This is a genomic window from Chelativorans sp., from assembly GCF_031180965.1.
Classification (GTDB): Bacteria; Pseudomonadota; Alphaproteobacteria; order Rhizobiales; family Rhizobiaceae; genus Chelativorans.
Genome location: NZ_JAPSLH010000009.1, coordinates 58279 through 76088, shown reverse-complemented (window position 1 = coordinate 76088; position 17810 = coordinate 58279). Strand labels below are relative to the sequence as shown.

Sequence of the window (17810 nt, the reverse complement as noted above, 5' to 3'; positions counted from 1 at the left end):
TCCTCCGTTATTCAGCTTCATTGTCGATGGCGCGCTACGGCGCGTCTGTCAGCGTGATTTCAAGCGCCCCGCCGTCCATTACTGCCGACCACGCGATATCCGTCCCAAACCAGTCCTCGACCTCGGCTTGCAGCCGCGAGCCGCCTGTTGCGGTCGCGCCGCGGATGCGCGCCCGCCCTTTCGTGCCGGCGATGCCAACCCAGCGGATGTTCCAGCCATCTTCAGCCGAGGAGGGGAGGGCACCAAGTCCGATGGTGGTGTCGCCATACTGCTCCGGATGGACGAAGCTCACGGCCAGCGCCTCACGCTTCGCGGCGTCGGCCGCCAGGACGATGCTGCCGCCGGCGCGCACGAATATTGGGATATCCTGCAAGGGCACGTCGCGGATGCGCCAGGCGGGGCCACGCACCCATTCGCCGGCAAGCACGTCGTACCAGTCGCCCGCGGGCAGATAGACCGCCCGCGTGTTGCCATAGAAGGCGGCGGGGGCGACGAGCAGATCATCGCCCAGCATGAATTGCTGGTCCCAGTCGTTGACGCCGCGCCAGTCCGTTTCGGGGAAGGCGAGCGGCATCATGCGCAGGAGCGGCGGTCCCCCCTGCGCCGCGAGCCTGCCATAGTGCTGAAACGTCGGCAGCAGCGCCAGATGCAGGCGGGCAAAGCGCTTGTAGATCGCGGCCGATCCCTCATCCATGTCCCACGGCTCGCGGCAGCCGAGCCCGTGCAGCATCATCAGCGGCGTGAAGCAGGCAAATTGGGTCCAGCGCGCGAAAACCTGCGGCGTCGGCGTGCCGAAATAGCCGCCGAGATCGCTGCCGATGAAAGACCAGCCGGAGAGGGCGGCACTCTGCACCGCGCGGATGGCTGATGGCAGCCCGGTCTTTGGACAAAAGTCGGAGGTCTGGTCGCCGCTCCAGATGGGAGCCCGCACGCGCGGCGAGCCGGAGCGGCTGATGATCGCCGGGGTGCGTCCATCGAAGGCATCGATCGTCGCTTCAAGATAATAGCGCACAAACGCGTTGTGGGCACGCCCGCCGGTCTCGCCGGACTTCAGGACGGCATGTTCGGGCAGTTGCTCGCCGAAATCGGCCTTAAACCCCTTGATGCCCTGTCGAAGAAGACGGCGCAGGCTGTCTGTCCACCAGGCCCGCGCCTCCGGGTTCGAAAAGTCGATCAGCGCAGCGACCACATTGGGATTGGCGCCGGGACGCCGGGTGATAAGCCGCCCTTCCGCATCGGCGATCACATAGCCCTTCGCCTTCGCATGCTCGAAGGAGCGGGTGCCGACGACCACCCATGGGCAGAGCCAGAGATAGACATCGGTGCCCTTATTCTTGAGATCGGCCACCATGCTCCTGGCGTCCGGGTATTTTTCTGTGTCGAAGGAGAAGGAATGGACCTCGCTCGCCCAATAGGCGTCGATGAGCTTGACGCCCAGCGGCAGGCCCATTTCGGCGTAACCCTTCACATCGTCCGCGACCGTTTTCGCATTCTCGAAGCGCCAGTCGCCCGCCTTCCACAGGCTGAAAAAGTGGTCCTCCGGCATCAGCGGCGGCCCGATCCTCTTGATGAGCAGCCCGTAGAGTTCGGGAACGTTGCCGAGATGAATTTCCAAGTCGAGGCGGTCGCCTTCGACCTGGATGCGCAGCAGGTTGGGATCGAAGGACGGCGCGATGTGGAGGACCGCCGGCGCTTCATCCGCGAGGAAGACCGCGTAGCCCAGAGTGGTGGCGATCCACGGGCTCGGGAGATAGGTCCCGTTGCCCAGGCCGAAATTCTCCAGGTAGTAGCGGACCGTCTGGCCGCGCAGATCGAGCGTGTCGAACCGCTCGCCGCCGCCGAAGGCCTGAAAACTGGCCGGAACAGGGAAGGCGATCTGCATGGCCGCGGCGCCGGGCCTGGCGGCGGTTACGCGAATGCTCCGCCCCTCGTCGCCGGACGTCACCTGGATGTTGAGTTCCGTGTTCCCGTCGAAGTGAATATCCGTCCACGAGCCGGATCCGGCGCGCCAGCCGATGAGTACCGGGCGGTACGGTGCCCCGCTCGGCAGTAGATCGGAAAAGCACGCGCCTTCAAGCATGGTCGACCTCGACCCCGAGCTGGCGCCCTAGATGGAGCGTCGCATCCGCCCAATGCCCATAGACGGCAGTCACATGGTGCTCGTAGCCCTGCTCGATAAAGCGGCGGACAAAGGCTTCTGCCTCCATGCCGGACGGGCGGAAGTAGCCTGCGGCCCGGTTTGCCTTCGGATGCTCCGCTTCGATTTCGCCTTCGGCCACGAAGATGCGCAGCTTGCCGTCATTGCGCAGCGAAAGCCGCAGCAGCGTCATCGGTCCCGCCTTGAGCGAAAAGCTTTCCTGCTTGAGGACGGAATCCAGCCAGCGGGTGCCGTCGGCAAGCCGGGGGCTCACCCCGTAGTGCCAGAGAACCAGGCGGTTGTTGGCGCGGTCCAACCCTGAAATATCGGTGAGAAAGGGGAGGGAGGCGGCATCAAAGCCGCGGATGGCGAGCGCCGTCACGGCTCCCATGACATCGCCCTCCGGCGCGATCGGCACTGCCCGATCGGAAAGTTCTCCCAACGCGCCCCACGTGCCTCGGAACTCCGGCGCGTAGAGGATTTCGGGCCAGTCGCGAATGGCGATCGCGTCCGCCGCGATCCTCTCCAGCCCCGCTTCCAGCCTGGCATAGGTGCTGCCGAGAGTATGGCGCCCGTTCTCCTCGTCGCCGCCGTCAAAGCGCGCGCCGGCCCAGCGCATCGCCGCAGCTTTTTCCGCCCTTTCTTCCGCCTTGCAGCCCTCCAGGAAGCGGAGCAGCGTCGTCTGCTCGATGGTTACCCCGAGAGCCTGTTTCAGCGCCCAAGGATCGACGGCGAGATTCGTGAACCACTCGGCATGGGCGCCGATCAGCGCCACGCGCGCGCCTGTGATCTTCGCCAGCGCCCGCGAGGCCGCCGCGAAAGCGGCCAGATCTCGGGCGATGCGCGGATCATCGGGATTGCCGACGAGAAGCGAAAAGCGGCGGCCGAAGCGGGAGAGGGTGGAACCCCAAAGCTGCGCCCCGCAAAGGGAATTGGTCACGATCTCGCTGTCTTCTTCCAGCGCCCAGAGTGCGAGAGGGATGCTGCGGTGGCCTATATGCGCGAGCAACTCGTGCAGAAGCTCGGCCGTGCAAAAGGTTGAGAGCTGCACAATCAGTCCATCCAGGCTTTCCAGATCGAGCGATCGCAGAGCTTCGGCGCAGCTCGCGCGGTCGCGCGCAAGCGTGCCTGCAACGCGCAGGCTTCCCTGAAGTGCGCCGCTTTCGGCCAGTGCCTTGGTCCGCCCGACGAGATCTTTCGCCGCGCTTTCAGAGAAAAGGGGAGAGGCAACGAAGAGGATGCCCACATGTCTGTCGGTTCCGCGGCCGCCGCCTTCGGTATCGTGCAGCACCGTCATTCAGGCATTCTCCTCTTCGAGCGGGCGTTGCTCGGACCTTGCGTCCAGCCCGCCGGCGCGCACGAAACAATAGGCCGCATAGTAAAGCGCCGCCCGCGGATCATTCCCGATCGACGGCGCGATGAATGAGATCCCCAGACGTTCGGGGTCGAAGCCGCCGAGCAGGCTCTGGTCCATCCCCTCCATGATCGCCTCCCTGTCATCGGGGGAAAGGAGCGACGGCCAACCGCTGACGACCACGGAAGGGAGCGGATGCAGGTTAAGCGCATTTCCCGTGCCGAGCCCAAGCAGGAACAGGCGCTCGCGCAGCCTTTCGCGCGCGCCTTGGTCGAAGTTCAGCGTGTCTATGAAGCGATCTCCCCGCTGCAGGACCTCGGTTTCCGGAAGACCGATGATCTCGGAGACGGCCGCCAGGGAGGTATAGGCCTCGAGGCATCCCCGGTGGCCGCAGCGGCAGAGCGCGCCGCCCCGCTCCAGCACCATATGGCCGAGCTCGAAGGGCGAGAAGGCCTCGATCGGCGCGCTCTCGTTGACGATAACGCCAGCAACGCCATGTCCGACGAAGAGGAAGAGGTGGTCCCCCACCGCCGGATAAGCGTCCCGGTCCGAGTAGCGATGGAACGCCGCCTGGGCGATGACGGAATTGGTTACAGCGAGCGGCACGCCCTCCAGCGCCTCGGCCAGGAAGCCCCGCAGGCGCTGCATGTCCCATGGAAAGATTGCATTGGTGTCCGCGCTGCCGTAGCCCGGCAGTGAAAAGGCCGCCTGCCGGACAGCGATGCCGCGCCTGCAGGTCCATTGGTCCATCGTCGCCAGGCAATCAACGAAGAGCCGTTCGAACTCGGCCTGCTTGAGCTGCGGCGAGACTGGCACCCGTTCGACATAGTCCAGGTTGCCGCCGAGATCGCCGATCCCGAATGAAAGCCGGTTGTTGGAAAGTTCGATCCCGGCGATCGGAATATTCTTACTCAGTGTAACGAGAGCCGTGGGTCCGCCAAGATAAGGCGCCGGCTGCCGGATTTCCTGGACGATTCCTTCATTGCGTAATTCGGCGAGGATGCGCGAGACGCTCGCCTCGGTGAGTTGCGTCTCCCGGGCAATATGGGGGCGGAATGCGCCATCGTTGCGCAGCAGGCTCTCAAGCACGACGGCACGCGTCTCACGCCTGCTCCTGGGTGCCGCCCGTCCCGCCATTGAGATCCCGTTATATTTACACTGTGTAATTATTGTGCTTTAGCATGGGCCACTGTCAATATGGGAGCGAGGGAAAAGTGGCAGGGCTGACGCTGCGCGCTGTCGAAAAGCGGTTCGGAACGGTGGTGGCGGTAAAGGCCGTGGACTTGGAAGTCGCGGACGGCGAGTTCATCGTGCTTGTCGGTCCGTCCGGCTGCGGCAAGAGCACGCTGCTGCGGATGATTGCCGGGCTCGAAGAGGTCACCTCGGGCCAAATCCTGCTCGACGGACGCAATCTCAACAATGTGGCGCCGCGCGACCGCGATATGGCAATGGTCTTCCAGGATTACGCGCTCTATCCGCATATGACAGTGGCGGAAAATCTGGGCTTCGCGCTCAAGATGCGCGACATGCCGCCCGACGAGATCGCCAGGCGCGTTGCCGACGTGGCCGCCGTTCTCGAGTTGGACACGCTGCTTCACCGCAAGCCCAAGGCCCTTTCCGGCGGGCAGCGTCAGCGCGTTGCGCTGGGCCGCGCCTTGATCCGCGATCCGGAACTTTTCCTGTTCGACGAGCCCCTGTCGAATCTCGACGCGAAGCTGCGCGTCGGCATGCGCATGGAAATCCGCAAGCTGCAGATCGCGCTGCGCACGACGAGCGTCTATGTCACGCACGACCAGATCGAGGCGATGACGATGGCCGACCGCATCGTGGTCCTGCGGCAGGGCGAGGTACAGCAGATCGGCACACCGATGGACATCTATGAAAAGCCGGCTAACAGCTTCGTCGGCAGCTTTATCGGCTCCCCGCCCATGAGTCTCCTTCCCGCCAGTTTGCGGCAAGACGGGGAGGCGGTGCGCCTTGCCTTCGGCCCCGAGCAGGAGGTCCTACTGCCCGCAGCGCGAGCAGAGGCATTGCGAAAGGCGGGCGTCGAAAGGCTGGAAGTCGGCCTTCGCCCGGAACATGTTTCGCTCTTCACGGACGAGGGCGGCACCAGCCCCTCCAGTTTCACGTCCGATGTTGTGCTCGTCGAGGACCATGGCGCCGATTCGATGGCTGTCGTTTCGCTTGGCGGGCGCGACATCATGGCACGTGTCGAACCGGGTTCGGTCCGCGTCGGAGACCGTGCCTGCCGCTTCGAGGTCGATGCCGAGCGGCTCCATCTCTTCCATCTTGAGACAGGTGCGGCGCTTGTCTGACAGCGTGCAGGGCGAGGTCTTCTGCGTCGGCCTCGCCATCCAGGACATCATCATGAGCGTGGCGGAGATCCCGTCACAGCCGGTCAAGATCTATGCCAGGTCGCGCCGGGAGGTGGGCGGCGGCCCAGCAGCCACTGCCAGCGTGGCGATCGCACGGCTGGGGGGCAAGGCGGTCTTCGCTGGCCGCCTCGGCGAGGACGCGGTCGGTCAGACGCTGCGCGAGGAACTCTCACAGGAAGGCGTGGATACGCGATGGCTGAAGCTTTTTCCGGGTCATCATTCACCGGGCTCCGTCATCTTGGTCGACGACCATGGGGAAAGGCTGATCGTCGCCTATGCCGATCCGAACCTGCCTGGAGACGCCGCTTGGCTCGAACCTGAGAGCCTTGGCGGCGCGGTCCTCTGCGACCTGTCCTGGCCTGAAGGAGCGCTGAAGACCCTCCAGTCGGCCACCAGCCGCGGCATTCCCCGCGTGCTCGACGCCGACATTTCGCGCCACCCGCGCCAACAGGTTGCAGCTCTTGTCGAAGCGGCCGACCATGTCGTGTTCTCTCGCCCGGGTCTGATGCAATTCTCCGGAAGCGAAGACATGGAAGAAGGCCTGCGGTGGGCGGCCCGGCCTGGCCACCGCCTGGTCGGGGTGACGGACGGGGCCGAAGGCCTTCACTGGCTGGCGGAGGGCGGGATCGCCAACGCGCGGCCGCCCTTGGTTGCGGCGGTGGACACCGTCGGTGCGGGAGACGCATTCCATGGCGCGCTGGCGCTGGCGCTTGCCCGGTCCTGGCCCCTGGAGAGGGGCATCGCCTTCTCCAACGCTGTCGCTGCGCTGAAATGCATGATGCCCGGCGGCCGTGCCGGCCTGCCGGATGCCGCGGCGCTCGCCCGCTTCGATCCCGGTTTTGCGAATACCTGACTGCGCCCGATGAAACAGCGCGGTGCCGGATATCCGGATCGTCGATGAAGACGTCACCTCCGCGGGTCAATTGACGTGAGCGGCCTCGGTTGCGCGCGCCCCCTACCGCCCCCGGCGAGAAATGCGCTTGAAAAAGCCGCTCTGGTGAGCGCATGATAGCCCAATAATCTCATTTTCAGGGATTTTGGTACCGCTCATGCGGCGGTACGGCACAGCGGAGGAGAAAAGCATGAAACGCCAGCTTGCCCTGGCCGCGCTTGCGGCCGCCATCGCCCTCAGCGGTCCCGCGGCAGCGCAGACTGTCGGGATTGCAACCTCGAATCCCGGCTCGATCTTCCACAATATCGGCACCGCCGTGGCCAATGCGGCAAACCGGGCCGGCCTCAACGCCACCATTCAGCCCGCCACCAGTCCGAACCAGTACATACCCTTCGTCGCATCGGGCGGCATCGAGTTCGGCGTGGCAAACCTGCAGGAGGTGAACTACGCGCTCGAAGGCAAGGAGTGGTTCGAAGGCTCGGTCAATCCGGATCTCAGGATCGTGGGTCTCGTCATGCCGCTCGTCGAAGCGATCTTCGTGCGCGCCGATTCCGACATTCACACCATTGCCGATCTTAAGGGCAAGCCGATGGTCGACGGGTACACGGCCCAGAATACCATTCTGCCGCAACTCGATGCCATCTACGCCACCGCAGGTCTGACGCGTGCCGACATGCAGCCCGTGCAGGTGCCAAGCGTCGTGGCGGGAGCCGACGCCTTCATCGCCGGCGAATCGGTGGGATTCATCTTTGCGCACGGCGCCGGCAAGGTGCGCGAGGCGGACGCGGCGGTCGGCGGCCTGCGGGCGCTGCCGGTCGAGCCGACCGAGGAGAACCTGGCACTCGCGCGCCAGCACTGGCCCGTGGCCTTCTTTGTCGAGCTGGAGCCGGGCCCGAACACGCCCGGCGTGGAGAAGAAAGCGACCTATTTCGCCTATCCGCAGGTGGTCTTTACCCACGCCGGCGTGCCGGAGGATCTCGTCTATCAGATGACCAAGACCCTCTACGAGAATAAGGACTCCATGGCCGCCACCTTCCCGCCTTTCAATTCCTTCAATCCGCAGGACATGGTGGGTGAGACCGCGCCTTCCGAATACCACCCGGGGGCCATCCGCTTCTATAAGGAAGTAGGTCTCTGGAAAGAGTAGGTCTATGACGGGGCAGGGGACTGTGGGGAAGGCCGGCTTCGGCCTTTCCCCCGCCGTCTGGCGGCCGATCGCCAGTCTCCTGGCCGTCTGCCTGACGCTGCTGGCGATCGCCTGGCCGATTAACCTGCCGCGCATGGTGGGGCTGGCGCTTTATCCGCAGCAATTCCTCGCGGCGGTGCTTGCGCTGTCCTTGCCGCTTGCCTTCCTGATGCTGCCGGCCCGCCGCGGCTCGCCGCGCGAGGTCGTGCCCTGGTACGACATCCTCTTCGCCGTGATCTCCTTCCTTGCCGTGAGCTATGTCACGGTCCGCTATCCCCAGGTGGTCAATCTCATCTTTTCACGGCCTCCCAGCGCCTATGTCCCGGGCCTGGCAATCATCCTGCTTCTGCTCGAAGCGCTGCGCCGCACGACCGGCCTCTCGCTCGTCATCATCATCGTCGTCTTCCTGCTTTATGCGATGTTCGGCAACTATGTCCCAGGACGGCTCGCCGGCCGGCCGCAGGACTGGCAGATGCTGTCGGGCTACATGGCCTTCGACGTCAACGGCATCTTCGGCACCCCTATGGCGGTGGCCGCCACTGTCGTGGTGGCCTTCATCCTTTTCGGTAATGTGCTCGGCCATACGGGCGGCTCGCGCTTCTTCACCGACGCCTCGCTGCTGACCATGGGCCGCTTCCGTGGCGGTTCGATGAAGATTGCCGTGCTCGCCTCAGGCCTGTTCGGCTCCATCTCCGGCTCGGCGGTGGCCAATGTCACAGCAACCGGTATCGTCACGATTCCCATGATCAAGCGCGACGGCTATCCGGCCCACAAGGCCGGCGCGATCGAGGCCGTTGCCTCCACAGGCGGCCAGCTCATGCCGCCGGTGATGGGCGCGGCTGCCTTCCTGATGGCCGAATTCCTGCAGATCTCCTATGCCGAAGTGGCGCTCGCCGCGCTCGTGCCGGCGCTCCTCTATTATGTAGCCCTCTTCATTCAGGCCGATCTGGAAGCTGCACGGCTTGGAATTTCCCGCGTCGCGAAGGCCGACATCCCGGACAAAAGGCTGGTCCTCACCGGCCTCCATTTCATCCTGGCCTTCGTTCTGCTCATAGGGGCGCTGTTCTGGCTGATGTGGCAGCCGGAACGGGCGGCGCTCGCCGCAGCGCTCACCGTTGTGATCACCGCCTTCATCTTCGGCTACCAGAAGGTCCGGCCAAAGCTCTCCTCGCTCTTGCGCACATTCGAGGAGACCGGCAAGTCGGTGGTGGAGATCATCATCATCTCGGCCGCCTCCGGCATCGTCATCGGCGTGCTCAACGTGACTGGCCTCAGCTTCAACTTGACCTACGCATTGGTGCAGGTGGGCGGCGGCAGCGCCGCAGCCCTGCTCGTGCTGTCGGCAATGGTCTGCATCGTCCTCGGGATGGGCCTGCCGACGCTCGGCGTCTACGTCCTGCTCGCCGCGCTCGTCGCCCCCGCCATGGTACAGGTGGGGGTCGAGCCGATGGCGGCGCATCTCTTCGTGCTCTATTTCGGCATGATGTCCATGATCACGCCGCCCATCGCCATGGCTGCCTTCGCCGCGGCCAGCATCGCGCAGGCACCGGCCATGAAGACCGGCTGGGCTTCAATGAAGTTCGGCTGGGTGGCGTTCATCGTGCCATTCCTCTTCGTCTATTCGCCCTCACTGCTCCTCATCGGCAGTCCGTCGGACATCGCGCTGGCGATTGCCACGGCAAGCATCGGTGTCTGGCTTATCTCGGCGGCGCTGGCAGGCTACGCGCTATCCAGGCTGTCGACGCCGATGCGCGGCCTTTTGGGGTTCTTCGGCCTCATGGCGCTGATACCCGCGGGCATGTTCCCCGGCGCCATCTATACGGATATTATCGGCGTCATCGGCGGGCTTGCGCTCCTGGCTTTGGAAGCCTACCGCACGCGGGAAAAGAGGAAGAAGGCGCTAAGTTGAGCGACGAGCAGGCGGCAAACAGTCTGAAGAGGGGCCTTGCCATATTGCAGGTCTTTTCCGAGGAGCAATTGGAATGGACCCCGGAGGAGCTGATGGAAAGGCTCGGCTATAGCCGTCCGACGCTCTACCGATATCTGAAGACGCTCAAGGAAGCAGGGCTCCTGAGTTCCTCTCCCAATGCCGGCTTCACGCTCGGACCGAAGGTGGTCGAAATGGATTTCCTCCTGCGGAAATCCGACGCGCTGATCCTGAACGGCCAGAAGCATCTGGAAAATCTCACCAGCCGATACAGCTGCACGGCGCTCCTGGTGCGCCGGTATGGCTTCCGTATTCTCTGCGTCGCCTCCGAGCAGTCCGCACAGAAGCCCCGCACCAGCTATCCACGCGGCCGCCCCATGCCTTTGGGGCGCGGCGCCATTGCCCGCTCCATGATGGCCTTCCTCCCACGCCGCCGCCTTCTCCCGCTTATCGAGCAGACGATAGGGGAATTTCGTGAGATCGGGCTGGGAAACAGCGTGGACGAAGTCCTGGAAAGCCTAAGGCGGGTGAGGAAAGCGGGCTTTGCCGTTGCATTCGGCGAGGTGACGCCTGGGGTGGTGGGCATTGCCGCGCCGGTCTTCGACGCCGGCCAGAGTCCCGTCGCCGCCGTCTGCGTCACCATTGCCGGCCACCTCGTCAATGGCACTATCATCGACGAGATCGGTAGGGAAGTGCGCAAGGCTGCGGGGGAAATAACGCTCGCGCTTTCCGAGCAGCGTCTAGGCACGGCTGCTCAGTAGTCTCATTAGGTGAGAAAAATCGTTGACTTCGGTGCGCTGGCCGCGCAATTCTCCGCTGCAGCATAGCGAGCGAGGATCCCATGAAGAAGATCGACATTTTCAATCATATTTGGCCAAAGCCCTTTTTCGACGCGCTGATCGCCCATATTGGGTCCATGACCGACATCACCATGCGGTCCGGGGCCGTTCCGATGATGACCGAGCTCGACCGCCGTTTCGAGGTGATGGACATGTTCGGCGAGGACTACCGTCAGGTGCTCTCGCTCGCCTCGCCGCCGCTCGAGAAGCTCGCCGGTCCCGAAAAAGCGCTGGAGCTCTCCCGTATCGGCTCCGATTCGATGGCCGAGCTGTGCCGGAAATACCCCGACCGCTTCCCCGCCTTCATCGGCACGGCGCCGATGAACAACCCGGATGCGCTGGTATCGGAGTCGAAGCGCGCCATCGAGGAGCTCGGCGCCGTGGGCATGCAGATCTTCACCAATGTGTCCGGCAAACCCCTCGACCTGCCGGAGTTCGAACCGTTCTTCGAATATATGGCATCGGCGGGAAAGCCGGTGTGGCTGCACCCGGCGCGCGGCGAAAATTTCCCGGACTATCTGACGGAGAAGCGATCCGAATACGAGATCTGGTGGACCTTCGGCTGGCCGTACGAGAGCTCGGCCGCGATGGCGCGCCTGGTCTTCTCGGGCATGTTCGACAAATATCCGGGCCTGAAGGTGATCACCCATCACGCCGGCGGCATGGTGCCGTTCTTCGAAGGGCGGGTCGGGCCCGGCTGGGACCAGATGGGCAAGCGCACGAGCGACCGTGACCTTTCCGCCGTGCTGAAGGGGCTGAAGCGCCCGCATCTGGAGTATTTCAAGGATTTCTACGCCGATACCGCCTCCTTCGGCTCACGCAAGGCGATCGAGCATGCGATCGAGTTCTTTGGCGAGGATCACGTGCTCTTTGCCTCAGACGCTCCCTTCGATCCCGAAGGCGGGCCGATGTATATTCGCGAGACCATCCGCATCCTTGATGCGCTCGAGGTTCCGGAGACGACGCGCAGGAAGCTCTACCAGGACAATGCGGTAAACCTGCTTGGCCTGAAGCTCTGAGGAGGCAAGAGCGGACATCCGCTCATGGGGTAAGGCGGGATCGCTGGCAGCCTTCTACCTCCGGCGCGCAATCCGGACGGCCGGGGTCCCCGACAGAGGCGGTCCGGGTCTGGCCCAGCTCAGCTGCCGTCAAGCTGCTCCAGATAAGGCAAGCTTTCGGCGCGGAAGTCGCGCCGGATTACGTCGACGCGCGCCAATGCGCGGCCGCCTGACACTTTGAGGTGCCGCTCCAGCGCGGCGGCGGCTTTCGCGGCATCTCCCGCGTCCAGATGAGCCACCACCTCCAAATGCTCCGGCAGGAAAGGCTCGGTCTTGAAGAGACGCGGCGTCCACCGGTAAAGAAACCGGTGCGCGATCAGCAGGGACTGCGGCAGGGTGATCGCCTGCATCAGCGTTCGGTTGCCGCAGAAGCCCAACAGCTTCACATGCATCTCCTCCTCGAGGCTATCGAGCACCGGCCCCTCGATGGCTTCTGCATTGGCGACCGCATCCTCCAGATGCGCCCGCATCTGGGATAGGAACGAGGGCGGTACATGCGGCACCGCCTTGGCGAGCGCGATCGGTTCCAGGATGCTGCGCAATTCGTAAAGCTCGCCGACATGTTCGGGAGTGAGCGCCGGCGCATACCAGCGCGAGCGCTCGTCCTTGCGCAGCAGCCCCCGGCTTTGCAGCCGGCCGATCACATCGCGCGCCACGGTGCGGCTGACGCCGTAGTAGCGCGCGAGTTCAGCCTCGTTCACCCGCCAGTTCGCAAAGGAAATGCGGCCGATGACCTCGTCCTCCACCTCGCCATAAATCCGCTCCCAGCTCGGCCGGGAAACGAGCCTCATATCCTCGTCCGTCGCTGGTTTGGGTACGGCTTTATTCGCAGAGGGGGCTCCCTGTACGGAATAGCCGCGGCCCGACGACTTTGTCACAAACCCATTGCGTTCCAGTTCGGCCAAGGCGCGGCGGGCGGGAGCGCGGCTGATGCCGAACTGCTCAGCCACGCTCGATTCGGTCAGCCGCATTCCCGGTGCAAGCGTGCCGTCGCCGATCTGCGCGGCAAGTATCTCATAGGCGCGATGGTATAGCCGGGGCGCCATGCCGGACGCTGCTTGTGTCGCTTGCCCGGATTCCATGTGAGACTTCCGTTGTTATCGCCGTTTGGCGGAGGGCGAAAATAGCCGCTTCCGGAGGACGCGGCAATTCGCTGGCACTTGTGCCGCCTGTCGGCACACAACGCGCAGATCATCCGGCCGCACAATACGGATTGCCCTGAAATTTTGTCTAGTGTACACAGTGGACGTTCTGGGCGGCAGAGGTGCCGCCCCGCTGGGGAGAGTGTTGATGGCGGGACGGCTCGCGGGAAAACGAGCATTCGTCACCGGTGCGGGACAGGGCACCGGACGCGCCATCGCGCTCGCCTTCGCCGCGGAAGGCGCGGAGGTATTCGCCGCAAGCCGCTCGCTCGGAAAGATGCAAGACCTGGCCGAGCAATTCTCCTCGATAGCGCCCATCGGGTTGGACGTCACGGATGGGCCGGCTGTGGCGCGGGCGATTGCCGAGGCCGGCCGCATCGACATTCTCGTCAACTGTGCGGGCTGGGTACACAACGGCACAGTCCTCGACTGTTCCGACGAGGATTGGGCAAGAAGCTTCGATCAGAACGTCACTTCCTGCTTCCGAACTATTCGTGCCGTCCTGCCCGGCATGATAGAGCGGCGCAACGGCTCCATCATCAATATCGCGTCCGTCGCGTCCTCGATCACCGGAGTGCGGAACCGCGCCGCCTATGGCGCCAGCAAGGCTGCCGTGATCGGGCTCACCAAGGCGGTCGCCCGCGACGTGATCCGAACCGGAGTGCGTGTGAATGCACTCTGTCCCGGCACCACCCATTCGCCTTCGCTCGAAGCGCGCATCGCCGCCGCCGAGGATCCGGAGGCGATGCGGCGCAGTTTTGTCGAGCGTCAGCCGATGGGCCGGCTGGGCAAGGTGGAGGAAATGGCTGCCGCTGCCCTCTATCTGGCGAGCGACGAGTCGGCATTCACGACCGGCACGGTGATGGTGGTGGACGGAGGCCAGACGCTATGAGCGGCGGCGGTACCACGCTTGGCCCTGCGGTGCACCGCATGATGGCGGAGGAGCTCGACCGCTTCTGCCGGGCAGCGCTCGCGGCGACTGGCGCTGATGAGCAGACGGTGGACGCGGCGACGCGCGCCATGATGCATGGCTCGCGCCTGGGCGTGGACAGCCACGGGGTGCGCCTGCTCGATCACTATGTCCGCGCCTTGAGCGGTGGGCGTGTGAACCGCAGCCCCGATCTCCGCTTCGTCAACAGGGGCGGGGCCGTCGCGACCCTCGACGCCGAGGACGCGCATGGCGCGCTCGCCGCCTATCGCGGCATGGAGGAGGCCATGCGCCTCGCGCGCAGCTCCGGCATCGGCGCGGTCGCCATTCGCAATACATCGCATTTCGGGCCGGCGGGGGCCTTCGCGCTCGCGGCCGCCGAGGCGGGGATGATTGGCCTCGTCATGTGCAACTCCGACGCGTTCGTGCGGCTGCACGAAGGCGCCATGCGCTTCCATGGTACGAACCCGATCGCCTGCGCCGTGCCTGTCCCGGGAGAGCGTGCGTGGCTCTTCGACATGGCGACCAGCGCGATCCCCTATAATCGCGTCCAGCTTTATAAAAGCCTCGGCCGAAAGCTGCCGCCCGGCACCGCCTCGCGCGGCGATGGCGAGGACACCGAGGACGCCGGAGAGGTCGAGATGCTCGCCCCGCTGGGGGGCGCTTTTGGATTCAAGGGGGCCGGGCTTGCCGGCTTGGCGGAGATTTTCAGCGCGGTGCTTTCGGGTATGCGCCTGAGCTTCGAGATCGCTCCCATGGGCGGCCCGGACTTTTCCACGCCGCGCGGCCTTGGTGCCTTTGTGATGGCGCTGAGGCCCGATTCCTTCGTGGATGAGGAGACCTTTGCCGACGGAATGCGCCGCTATCTGGCCGCGCTGCGCAGTTCGCCCGCGCGGGCGGGCGGGAAGGTCATGGCGCCGGGCGATCGCGAATGGGCGGAAGCCGACCGCCGCGCGGTGGAAGGTATTCCGGTCGATCCGGACACATTGGCGGCCTTTGGCCGACTTGCCGAGCGCTTCGGGATTGAATTGCCGGGGACATGAGGGTCCGCCGGCGGGTGCGTAACAGTAAAGGAGGAGAAGATATGAACATGCTGATCAGAAAGCTCGCCGCAGCTTGCGCCGCCGGAGCAATCGCGCTGGCCTTCCAAGTCACGGCGAATGCGCAGGAGACCTACACCCTGCGCTTTAATCACGTGCTTGGGCCGGGCGAGCCCTTCCATCAGGGCTTCACCAAGTGGGCTGAGCGGGTGAAGGAGCGGACGAATGGCGGCCTGACGATAGAGGTCTTCCACAGCGCCCAGCTCGGCGTCGAGGAAGACATCATCGAGCAGATCCGCCAGGGCGCCAATATCGGGCAGAACACCGATTCCGCGCGCCTCGGCAATTATGTCCCCGGCATTGCCGTCGTGAACGGACCCTATTTCGTAAGCTCCCTCGAGGAAGCCTACAAACTGGCCGATTCCCCCACCATGCAGGCCTGGCAGCAGGAGCTGGCTGACCAGCATGGTCTGAAGGTTGTCTGCTTTGACTGGATCCAGGGTTTCCGGCATTTCTTCACCAACAAACCGGTCCGCACGCCCGAGGACCTCTCCGGACTGCGCATCCGCACGCCTCCGGCCCCGATCTGGCAGGAATCGATCCGGGCGCTCGGTGCCGTTCCGACGGCGATGAATTTCGGCGACATCTACCCCGGCCTCCAGCAGCAGGCGATAGATGGAGCAGAGCTGGTCTATGCCAACATCGTTGCCGGCAACCTGAACGAGGTGCTGAGCCACGCCAATGAGACGGCGCATATCCTGCTCGTGAATTTCCAGGTCGTAAGCTCGCAGTGGTTCAATACCCTCCCCGCCGAATTTCAGACGGCACTGGTGGAGGAGTGCCGGGCAGCCGGCCAGGAGACCTCCGCAGCCATCGAGCAGGCGACCCAGACCGCGAAGGAGCAGCTCGCCCAGAAAGGAATGACGATCGTCGGGGATGTCGATCTGGAGGCGTTCCGCAAAGCCGGCGAGAAGGCCTATGAGGCGCTTGGCCTCACCGAGGCGAAGAACAAGGTGCAGCAGGAAATCGGCAAGTAGCCGAACGGCGGGTTCCGGTGGGGGCGCTCATGCGGTCGATCTACAGTTTTATCTGCCGGCTGGAAGCGGTGCTTGCCGGAACCTTCCTGCTCCTCATGGTGGCGCTGATCTTTACAGGCGGAGTGGCGCGCATGCTCGGTCACCCGCTCAACTGGACGATCGATCTTGCCACCTGCTTCTTCGCCTGGGGCTGCTTCCTCTGCGCGGATATCGCCTGGCGCAAGGATGCGCTGATGTCGATCGAACTGGTCACGGAGCGGCTGCCACGACGCGCGGCTCGCGCACTGCTCTATTTCAATTATCTGATCCTGACGGCATTCCTGGCCTATGTGGTCTATGCCGGGACTTGGCTTTCTTGGGTGAGCCGCGCACGCTCCTTCCAGGGAATTCCCGGCGTGAGCTACTCATGGGTGACGGCGAGCATCGTCGTGGGCGGACTTCTGCTACTCGTCACCACGCTCCTGAAGATCCGCACCGCAATGCACGAGGATGGTTTACTTCGCGCCGTCCCCGCCACAGGGCGGTGAGAGTGCAATGCTGATCGTATCCGTCGCCTTTGTGATCCTGCTCCTGATGGGAATGCCGGTCGCCTTCGCGATCGCCATTTCCGGCGTGATGTTCTTCATTCAGCATCCGGAACTGCCCTTCACCATTCCCGTCCAGGTCACTGTCTCGCAGACGCAGAATTTCGCCCTACTCGCCGTGCCGCTCTTCATCATGGCCGGCAACTTCATGAACCATTCGGGCATCACCGAGCGCCTTCTGGACCTCGCCTCCGTGCTCACCGGCAGGTTCAAAGGCGGGCTGGCGCAAGTCTCCATCGCCTTCTCGGCTCTGATGGGCGGTGTTTCCGGCTCGGCCATCGCGGATGCCGCCATGCAGGCGCGTATGTTGGGCCACGAGATGGTGAAGCGCGGCTTCACGCTCGGCTTTGCCGCCTCGGTGATCTCCTTCGGCTCAGTGCTGACGCCGATGATCCCGCCCGGCATCGGGATGATCCTTTACGGCACGATCGGCCAGGTCTCGATCGGCCGGCTCTTCGCTGCCGGTTTCGTACCGGCTTTCATCCTATGGATCGCGCTTGCCGCTACCGTCTGGCTGACGGCAAGGAAGCGTGGCTATAAGCCTGAGCGTGAAAGGCGGCCTTCGGGACGCGAACTTGGCCACGCGCTCACGGGGGGCATCTGGGCGATCCTGTTTCCGGTCTTCCTGCTTCTCGGCCTGCGGATGGGTATCTTCACGCCTTCCGAGATCGGCGCTTTCGCTGTCCTCTACGCCGTCTTCATCGGCGCGCTGATCTACCGTAAGATGAAGGTGAAGGGGTTCCTGGAAGCCCTGGAAGGCAGCCTGGCCGACGTCGGCTCGGTGATGTTCCTCATCGCGCTGTCGGCGATTTTCACTTATGGCATCGTCCTCGACCGTGTGCCGGAGATCGTCTCGGGATGGATTCTCGGCATCACCACCAATCTCCAGGCGGCGATGGCCCTGATCGCCATTGTCGTCCTGGCGGCCGGCTTCTTCATAGACGCCACCGTGCTCATCATCATGCTCACGCCCATTTTTCTGCCGCTCATGCGTCAGCTTGGCGCCGATCCGGTTCATTTCGGGATCGTCTTCATCCTGGCGGCGACCATCGGCAACTTCACCCCGCCCGTGGGCGCCGCGATGTACGCGGTCTGCTCGATTATGAGGTGCCGGGTCGGCGAATACACGAGGGAGGGAATCCCGCTCTTCCTCGCCCTAGCCGCGGTGACGCTCTTCCTGATCCTCATTCCCGGCGCCGTGCTTTTCGTGCCGAAGCTGATATTCGGATGAGCTGGCCCGCACGGGTGGGGCCGCGCTACCGCTGTGCGACCATCGGACTGCATTTTGCCGTAGTTTAGCAAGGATGCAGG

15 protein-coding genes are annotated in these 17810 nt (G+C 64.2%); 11 read left to right on the top strand and 4 right to left on the bottom strand.

Annotated elements, in window-relative coordinates:
- Window positions 1-34: 34 nt before the first annotated feature.
- The 3 genes from RIN79_RS09375 to RIN79_RS09365 are packed head-to-tail and all read right to left on the bottom strand — an operon-like array spanning window position 35 to window position 4628.
- The gene (locus tag RIN79_RS09375) at window positions 35-2080 is read right to left on the bottom strand and encodes a TIM-barrel domain-containing protein (protein ID WP_309084385.1); all 2046 of its coding nucleotides are present in this window, start codon (window positions 2078-2080) and stop codon (window positions 35-37) included.
- On the bottom strand, window positions 2073-3434 hold the full coding sequence (locus RIN79_RS09370) for a hypothetical protein (protein WP_309084384.1): 1362 nt from the start codon (window positions 3432-3434) through the stop codon (window positions 2073-2075). The genes RIN79_RS09375 and RIN79_RS09370 overlap by 8 nt, the downstream gene beginning before the upstream one ends.
- The gene (locus tag RIN79_RS09365) at window positions 3435-4628 is read right to left on the bottom strand and encodes an ROK family transcriptional regulator (RefSeq protein WP_309084383.1); all 1194 of its coding nucleotides are present in this window, start codon (window positions 4626-4628) and stop codon (window positions 3435-3437) included.
- A gap of 77 nt (window positions 4629-4705) precedes the next feature.
- Here RIN79_RS09365 and RIN79_RS09360 point away from each other — a divergent pair, with 77 nt between their 5' ends.
- The 6 genes from RIN79_RS09360 to RIN79_RS09335 all read left to right on the top strand — a co-directional run bounded on the left by RIN79_RS09360 (window position 4706) and on the right by RIN79_RS09335 (window position 11729).
- Window positions 4706-5806 (top strand): sn-glycerol-3-phosphate ABC transporter ATP-binding protein UgpC, encoded by a 1101-nt coding sequence (locus RIN79_RS09360; RefSeq protein WP_309084382.1) that lies wholly within the window; start codon window positions 4706-4708, stop codon window positions 5804-5806.
- Window positions 5799-6719, top strand: a complete 921-nt coding sequence (locus RIN79_RS09355; RefSeq protein WP_309084381.1) for a PfkB family carbohydrate kinase — start codon at window positions 5799-5801, stop codon at window positions 6717-6719. The genes RIN79_RS09360 and RIN79_RS09355 overlap by 8 nt, the downstream gene beginning before the upstream one ends.
- A 229-nt stretch (window positions 6720-6948) precedes the next feature.
- Entirely contained in the window at window positions 6949-7905 is a 957-nt protein-coding gene (locus RIN79_RS09350; RefSeq protein WP_309084380.1) for a TAXI family TRAP transporter solute-binding subunit, read from the top strand.
- A gap of 4 nt (window positions 7906-7909) precedes the next feature.
- Window positions 7910-9853: a TRAP transporter fused permease subunit gene (locus RIN79_RS09345; protein WP_309084379.1), complete on the top strand. Its 1944-nt coding sequence runs from the start codon at window positions 7910-7912 to the stop codon at window positions 9851-9853.
- Window positions 9850-10632: an IclR family transcriptional regulator gene (locus RIN79_RS09340; RefSeq protein WP_309084378.1), complete on the top strand. Its 783-nt coding sequence runs from the start codon at window positions 9850-9852 to the stop codon at window positions 10630-10632. The genes RIN79_RS09345 and RIN79_RS09340 overlap by 4 nt, the downstream gene beginning before the upstream one ends.
- A gap of 80 nt (window positions 10633-10712) precedes the next feature.
- Window positions 10713-11729 (top strand): amidohydrolase family protein, encoded by a 1017-nt coding sequence (locus tag RIN79_RS09335; protein WP_309084377.1) that lies wholly within the window; start codon window positions 10713-10715, stop codon window positions 11727-11729.
- A 119-nt stretch (window positions 11730-11848) separates the two neighbouring features.
- Here RIN79_RS09335 and RIN79_RS09330 read toward each other — a convergent pair whose 3' ends face one another.
- Window positions 11849-12814, bottom strand: coding sequence for a GntR family transcriptional regulator (locus RIN79_RS09330; protein WP_309084376.1), 966 nt, complete (start codon window positions 12812-12814; stop codon window positions 11849-11851).
- 244 nt (window positions 12815-13058) lie between these two features.
- On the opposite strand from RIN79_RS09330, the gene RIN79_RS09325 reads away from it, so the two are divergent.
- From RIN79_RS09325 to RIN79_RS09305, 5 genes are read left to right on the top strand one after another with little or no spacing between them, the layout of a single operon-like run.
- A complete protein-coding gene (locus RIN79_RS09325) occupies window positions 13059-13802 on the top strand; it encodes an SDR family oxidoreductase (RefSeq protein ID WP_309084375.1) in 744 nt (247 codons plus the stop codon).
- On the top strand, window positions 13799-14881 hold the full coding sequence (locus tag RIN79_RS09320; protein ID WP_309084374.1) for an Ldh family oxidoreductase: 1083 nt from the start codon (window positions 13799-13801) through the stop codon (window positions 14879-14881). The genes RIN79_RS09325 and RIN79_RS09320 overlap by 4 nt, the downstream gene beginning before the upstream one ends.
- A 41-nt stretch (window positions 14882-14922) precedes the next feature.
- Window positions 14923-15915, top strand: coding sequence for a C4-dicarboxylate TRAP transporter substrate-binding protein (locus tag RIN79_RS09315; protein WP_309084373.1), 993 nt, complete (start codon window positions 14923-14925; stop codon window positions 15913-15915).
- Window positions 15916-15944: 29 nt separating this feature from the next.
- Complete coding sequence (locus RIN79_RS09310) at window positions 15945-16442, top strand: TRAP transporter small permease subunit (protein WP_309084372.1); 498 nt, start codon at window positions 15945-15947, stop codon at window positions 16440-16442.
- Between the two features lie 7 nt (window positions 16443-16449).
- Window positions 16450-17730 (top strand): TRAP transporter large permease, encoded by a 1281-nt coding sequence (locus tag RIN79_RS09305; protein WP_309084371.1) that lies wholly within the window; start codon window positions 16450-16452, stop codon window positions 17728-17730.
- Window positions 17731-17810: the final 80 nt, after the last annotated feature.

Bases quoted from the DNA above. Each gene is read 5' to 3' on its own strand.
- RIN79_RS09375 (WP_309084385.1), bottom strand. From the start codon at position 2,080: ATGCTTGAAGGCGCGTGCTTTTCCGATCTACTGCCGAGCGGGGCACCG.
- RIN79_RS09370 (WP_309084384.1), bottom strand. From the start codon at position 3,434: ATGACGGTGCTGCACGATACCGAAGGCGGCGGCCGCGGAACCGACAGA.
- RIN79_RS09365 (WP_309084383.1), bottom strand. From the start codon at position 4,628: ATGGCGGGACGGGCGGCACCCAGGAGCAGGCGTGAGACGCGTGCCGTC.
- RIN79_RS09350 (WP_309084380.1), top strand. From the start codon at position 6,949: ATGAAACGCCAGCTTGCCCTGGCCGCGCTTGCGGCCGCCATCGCCCTC.
- RIN79_RS09345 (WP_309084379.1), top strand. From the start codon at position 7,910: ATGACGGGGCAGGGGACTGTGGGGAAGGCCGGCTTCGGCCTTTCCCCC.
- RIN79_RS09335 (WP_309084377.1), top strand. From the start codon at position 10,713: ATGAAGAAGATCGACATTTTCAATCATATTTGGCCAAAGCCCTTTTTC.
- RIN79_RS09330 (WP_309084376.1), bottom strand. From the start codon at position 12,814: ATGGCGCCCCGGCTATACCATCGCGCCTATGAGATACTTGCCGCGCAG.
- RIN79_RS09325 (WP_309084375.1), top strand. From the start codon at position 13,059: ATGGCGGGACGGCTCGCGGGAAAACGAGCATTCGTCACCGGTGCGGGA.
- RIN79_RS09320 (WP_309084374.1), top strand. From the start codon at position 13,799: ATGAGCGGCGGCGGTACCACGCTTGGCCCTGCGGTGCACCGCATGATG.
- RIN79_RS09315 (WP_309084373.1), top strand. From the start codon at position 14,923: ATGAACATGCTGATCAGAAAGCTCGCCGCAGCTTGCGCCGCCGGAGCA.
- RIN79_RS09310 (WP_309084372.1), top strand. From the start codon at position 15,945: ATGCGGTCGATCTACAGTTTTATCTGCCGGCTGGAAGCGGTGCTTGCC.
- RIN79_RS09305 (WP_309084371.1), top strand. From the start codon at position 16,450: ATGCTGATCGTATCCGTCGCCTTTGTGATCCTGCTCCTGATGGGAATG.